3 protein-coding genes are annotated in these 5,575 nt (G+C 36.6%); 1 reads left to right on the plus strand and 2 read right to left on the minus strand.

Annotated elements, in window-relative coordinates; genetic code table 11:
• Nucleotides 1–123: 123 nt before the first annotated feature.
• Together NZ519_11245 and NZ519_11250 are read right to left on the minus strand one after the other, a co-directional pair.
• Nucleotides 124–1,899, minus strand: coding sequence for a PKD domain-containing protein (locus NZ519_11245; GenBank protein ID MCS7029327.1), 1,776 nt, complete (start codon nucleotides 1,897–1,899; stop codon nucleotides 124–126).
• A 78-nt stretch (nucleotides 1,900–1,977) separates the two neighbouring features.
• Nucleotides 1,978–4,509, minus strand: coding sequence for a WG repeat-containing protein (locus NZ519_11250; protein ID MCS7029328.1), 2,532 nt, complete (start codon nucleotides 4,507–4,509; stop codon nucleotides 1,978–1,980).
• A 132-nt stretch (nucleotides 4,510–4,641) separates the two neighbouring features.
• Between NZ519_11250 and NZ519_11255 the strand changes: the two genes are divergently transcribed.
• The coding region (locus NZ519_11255) for a hypothetical protein (GenBank protein MCS7029329.1) at nucleotides 4,642–5,575 on the plus strand (934 nt) is incomplete at its 3' end.

A 5,575-nucleotide genomic window follows, 5' to 3' on the forward strand; every position in this document is an offset into this window, starting at 1 on the left:
CGTTAGCGAAGTACCGAAGCGAAGCGTAGTGCGGAATGCCCCGACCCTTGCGTTAGCAAGGGGCACGCCCAAAAAATTAAATCATTTTTAGCTCAAACTAAACTAACATTAAACTACGCTTTTTCATCGGATAAGTGTAACAGTGCCTACTTTTTGCAAGGTTCTACCTGTTATGATACCTTTGCAAGTAACTACATAAGAATAGACACCTTCAGGTGCGTTTTCTCCACTCCAAAAAGTGGTATTGCCCTCACTTTCAAATACCTTTTGTCCCCATCGGTTAAAAATCAAAACCTTGACCTGATACACGCCACTGGTTTTTATTTCAAAAAAGTCATTGTTACCATCCCCGTTCGGACTAAATGCCGTGGGTACAAAAATGTTCTCCTGCATGTCCACGAAAATGTATTCTTTTTTAGTAGTTACGGCTACACATCCGCTTAGGCTATCTGTGAAAGTCAAAGAAACTGTGTATCGCCCGCCCTCCAAGTAAGTATGCACAGGATTAAGTAGAGAAGACGTGTTGCCATCACCAAAGTTCCATAATACCGTACCTGGACCACTAGTGCTGGCTATAAAAGTTATAGTAGCATTATCCCCTGCGGATATATTAACATAAGTCGGCGATGCTGTAAAATCAACAGTTGGCGGATTAAATATTTCTATGCTATCTACAAATGTGTTCATACAAGTTTGATTTGTGGCTTTTAGAGTAATTTTGTATTTCCCTGCTGAAGTATACGTGTGAGTAGGGTTACTTACAGTACTTGTGTAACCATCTCCAAAATTCCATTCAAACGCATCGGCAAGTGTGCTGTTATTAGTAAAAGCAACTGTAAAAGGTGCGCAGCCTTTCTTAGCAGATAGGTCAAAAGCAGCATTAGGAGTAGGGATAACTTTGATTTTTTTGATAACTGTATCGCTACATCCTGCTGAATTAAACGCTATTAAACGGATAGTGTATTCTCCTGGGGCATTATAGCTAACAGGTTCAGGGCTAGCTAAATTACTGACATTACCGTTGCCAAAATCCCATTCAAAGCTTGCTCCAAATAAAGAAGTGTTTAGGACATTTACCGTAGCTGGAGTGCAGAAGAATTCATCTACTACAAAGTTTGCTTGGGGTTTAGGTTCTTTTACGATAATGTAGTTTATTTTTTTTAGAGTGTCTGTACTAAAACCATTTTGGGTAAGGCTTTGCGTAACTGTATAAGTTCCAGGGGTAGTATAGGTATGGGTAGGGTTTTTAGTTGTGCTTGAGTTAGCATCACCAAAGTCATATTTGACTGTGGTAGCATATTGGGATAGGTCCTGGAACTGAACCATAAGCGGAGCGCATCCTACAATTGGAGTAGCGGTAAAGTTTGCTATACATCTGGGCGGTATAGCAGGTTGAGAACCGAAAACTAAGCTTGCACTGATTAAAAAACCGCTAACATTTCCTACTAGTGCAGTGTCTTTGATACAAAGTTCCCATATTCCATTCAAGTCTGGAGTAATGTTCATAGTACCTAGGCTATCAGGGGGCATAATGCGAAAAACCCCTGTATAGGGTGCTGTACCTGTGTTGATTGTAGGTATACCTGAAAGCCCTTTTTGAAATGTGGTATTGGTTAAATTAGCTCCAGAGGCTTCATTATACCGCAGCAGATGAATTATATCCCCACGAGGATTTTTTAAAGTAATTTTGAGTTCTTGTACTGCACTATGATTGATGTTCAGTATCACTTTTTCTAATCCAAAAGTGGGGCTTGGTGTAGCTAAGCCCGTTACATTAGTTTGTACACACAATATGCTGTTATTGTTAATACTTCCCGCGGGAAAACTAAATGTCTGTGCCCTGCTACGTATAAAAAACACTAAAATAGCTACGCAGATCCAAACAATTTTTTTTTCCATTACTTTACAAAGATACAATTTTTTCTAATACTTTCAAATCAAAATGCTTGGATTACAACAAAAACAGGCTAAACGAAGTTAAAAATGCACTAGCTTTATGTCTTCACAATCGGGTTTGAGAATAATCTGCCCTGTACGTTTGTTAATAATTCCAAACAAGCGAGTTTTAATGGCTGTTTCGGGAATGCGAACAAGCTCTATCAAATCGCCCCAATAAGGGCGTACTAAATCAAATTGTGGGGGGTAAGCTAATCGCTTTTGAGTATCTATAAAAGCCCACTTAGCTCCTATTTTGATAGGTTCTATTGGCGGGGTAATACTTGTGTTGATAGATAAGCTACTTTGTCTTTGTATCTCGCCCTTTCGGTTAATTTCTAGCCAATTGTTATCTATATTCACAAAAGCTATGCCCCCAAAAAAAGACTCTGCTTCGTCAAATTTAAAATCAATTACTACTTCGTTTTTGCTGTTAATATATCCATATTGACGAAAATCTTTTTGTACTGCAGCTAAACTATCTTTAAAAGGCTTAGCTTGGGTATAGCTAAAAGGAATAACTACATTGCCAAGTGTATCAATGTAGCCCCATAGTCCTTGTTTAAGCACGGCAGATTTACCTTCAGAAAAAGGGGTAACTCGTTCGTATTCAGGTTTAATAACTACTTTACCATCTAGATTTAAAAAGCCACTTTTTCCCTCTTTTCTAAATTCAACCCGCCTTTCACTATATACTCCTAGCTGCTCATACATGCAAGGGATAATTTCTTTTCCCTTTTTGTTTATCATGCCCCATTTATTGTTTATTCTTACTACGGCAAAGCCATCCCTAAAAGCCGTAATTTCATCGTACTTAGGTTCTACAACCAAATTTCCTACACTATCTACACAACCAAACTTATCTTTTACTTTGATAATTCCTATGCCCTCAGAATAAGTAACAGCATTGTATTTTTGGATTGTATTGTAATTTTGCTTTTTAGATGTAGAGTCTAGCCAACGTTTAGCTTGTGAGTAAGTATCAAAGACAAGGTCTTGTGAGTAATTTTTGAATGTCCACTTTAATCCGTTTTCTGTACGAATGATTTCTACTTGAGAATTGGATAAAGTATCTTGTGGTAATGGTTTATAGTCTGATAGAGGTAAAGTCAGGTTTTTCCAGTTGTACCAATATCCATCTCTTTTTAAGAAAATTTCATCTTTTTGCACATTTATCTCACTATACACAAAAGGTGATAAAATCTTACCTAAGGTATCTATGGCAGCAAAGGCGGGTAAATTTTCTTCGCGAGTATCTAAAAGAATATATTGTACATTTTTGCAGATAGTGCTCATTTGCTTAGCTTCTCTAAAAGGGACAACTACCTGATTATTGATATCAATACATCCCCAGTATTGACCTTTTTTAACACAAGCTAATCCCTCTGTAAAGTAAAGAACTGTATCATATTCAGCAGAGATAATGCTTTGACCTTTTTTGTTCAAAAAGCCCCATTTACCTTGTGCTTTGTAAGGTAAGTATCCATTTTTGCAAGGCAATATCTTTTCAATATAAGCAGGTAATCGCCATAAGCTCATATCTTGCCTTTGTATAAGTAGCCAGCCCTCTTTTTGCGCAACGGACACACCTTCGGAAAAAGGTTCTATGTTTTCAAAAGTTGGCTGTAATACCCATCTTCCTTTTACGTCAATGATACCCCATTTGCCTTGTGATTGGGCAGCACAAGTTCCTTCGGAAACTTTTTTGATATCTTCAAAATAGACATTAAAGCATCTTTTGAAAGTGCTATCTATTAAAAACCAGCTACCTTTTCGTTTTACAGGACAGTAGCCTTCTTGAAAATTTTTCACCGCGTCATACTTTTGCTTAGTTATTTGCTTGCCCCGAGTGTCAATAAATGTCCAAAATTCTCCATTAAAAACACCTGCTTTTCCTTCTGAAAAGTCGGTTACAGCTGCATAATTCGTGGGAATAACAATTTTTCCATTCGTATTTATGTAGCCCCAGTCTATTATTTTAACAGCAGCTCTATCATCATAAAAAGGTCTATATTGAAAGAACTTAGCCGATGCTACAATATTACCTGCCGTATCTAATAATCCATATTTACGCCCCTGTGCATACCATAAAAGCCCTTGATAAAAAGTTGTTGAAATAGAATCTACATTTTTAAGTGGAATAGCTTTTGTAGTTTTGGATGATATCTTACAGTGTATCAAGGTAGACAAATATCCTTTTTGCGCAAAAGCAATTCCTTTGTAAAACTCTGTAACTCTATCATATTGAGTAGGAATAACCAACTCACCCTTACTATTGATATATCCACATTTACCGTTTTGTACTACTTTTGCAAGATTGTGCTTATTAAATGAGGTTATTTGTTCGTACTTAGGCATAGTTACAACCTCATAGGGGCTAGCTATTCCCCATTTACCGTTTTGTTTGAACAGAATAAGTGTTTTTTCTGTCTGCACTTTAGAAATAGAGTCTTCGTTAATAGATTTGCTTTTCTTGCGCACTACAATAATAGATTGTCCCTCCAACTTCAATGAGGTAGTTGTAAGTAAAAATGCCCACAAAAGTATGCTGAACATTTTGGATTGAAAAAACATACAGCATACAAATATAGTCAAGATAGGACATAAGGGACTATATCTCTAAATATACCAGATAGCAACTGCAAAGACTCGTTTTTTTTTTTGAAAATATGTAATTTGTATATTTGTGTAGTATTTGACTACTGTATGTTAAACATATTCGCTAAACCTTCAAATATAGAGCATCTGTCTCTCGTTGAACAGAAAAGAATTGTAATCACTTCTAGAATAGCTTTGTCTGGCACTATTTTATTGCTCTTCTATGTTCCTATTCTTGCGTATTTGAAACAATGGGATTTCCTGTTAATTATTATTTTCACTACAATAGTTTTCCTTATCATTGGGATGCTCAATAAAAATGGAAAACATTTTATAGCTAAGCTTTTGCTCTCTATTGAGCCTATTATCCACATATTTTTTGTACAACTTACACAGGGAAGCAGTGTTCATCTATACAATCTTGTTATTGTGTCTGTTCCATTTCTTGTATTCAATTTTAAGGAACAACGAATGTACTGTATCGCCATAAGCTTACTAAATATTCTTTGTGTAGCTTTTTGTGAGTTTGTTAATTTCTACCCTCAATACAATCCTTTCGGTAGGCAAGAGCCTTTAGTATGGTGGTTTGAGTACATTAACTGGGTAGGCGCATGTATCATGGTTTTGGTGCTGGTTTCTATCTTAGCTTTTACCAACAATGAAAATGAAAGTTATTTGTTGCAACTACTAGAAGAGACTAAGAAACTATCTCAAGAACTTGCTCAAACAGCCGAGGATGCCATACAGGCTGAAGCAAAACTACAAAAGGCTAACCAAGAATTAGCTTCTAGGGAAGAGGAGTTACGGCAGAATTTGGAGGAATTGCAAGCTACACAAGAGTCATTAGTTAAAGAGAAAGAAAGCACAGCTTACAAGAGTGAATTATTTAGTGTAGTAGCCAAAGCCAACGAAAAATTATTAACTCAAAAGGAACCATTAGAAGTAGTAGAGTTCATTTTATCTACGGTGGGCAAAGTATTAAAGATGGATAGAGGATATTATTTTGAACGAGATAGTTTTGAAGAGAGCGAGGTAGCCACGG

It is taken from the genome of Bacteroidia bacterium, from assembly GCA_025056095.1.
Taxonomy (GTDB): Bacteria; Bacteroidota; Bacteroidia; order JANWVE01; family JANWVE01; genus JANWVE01.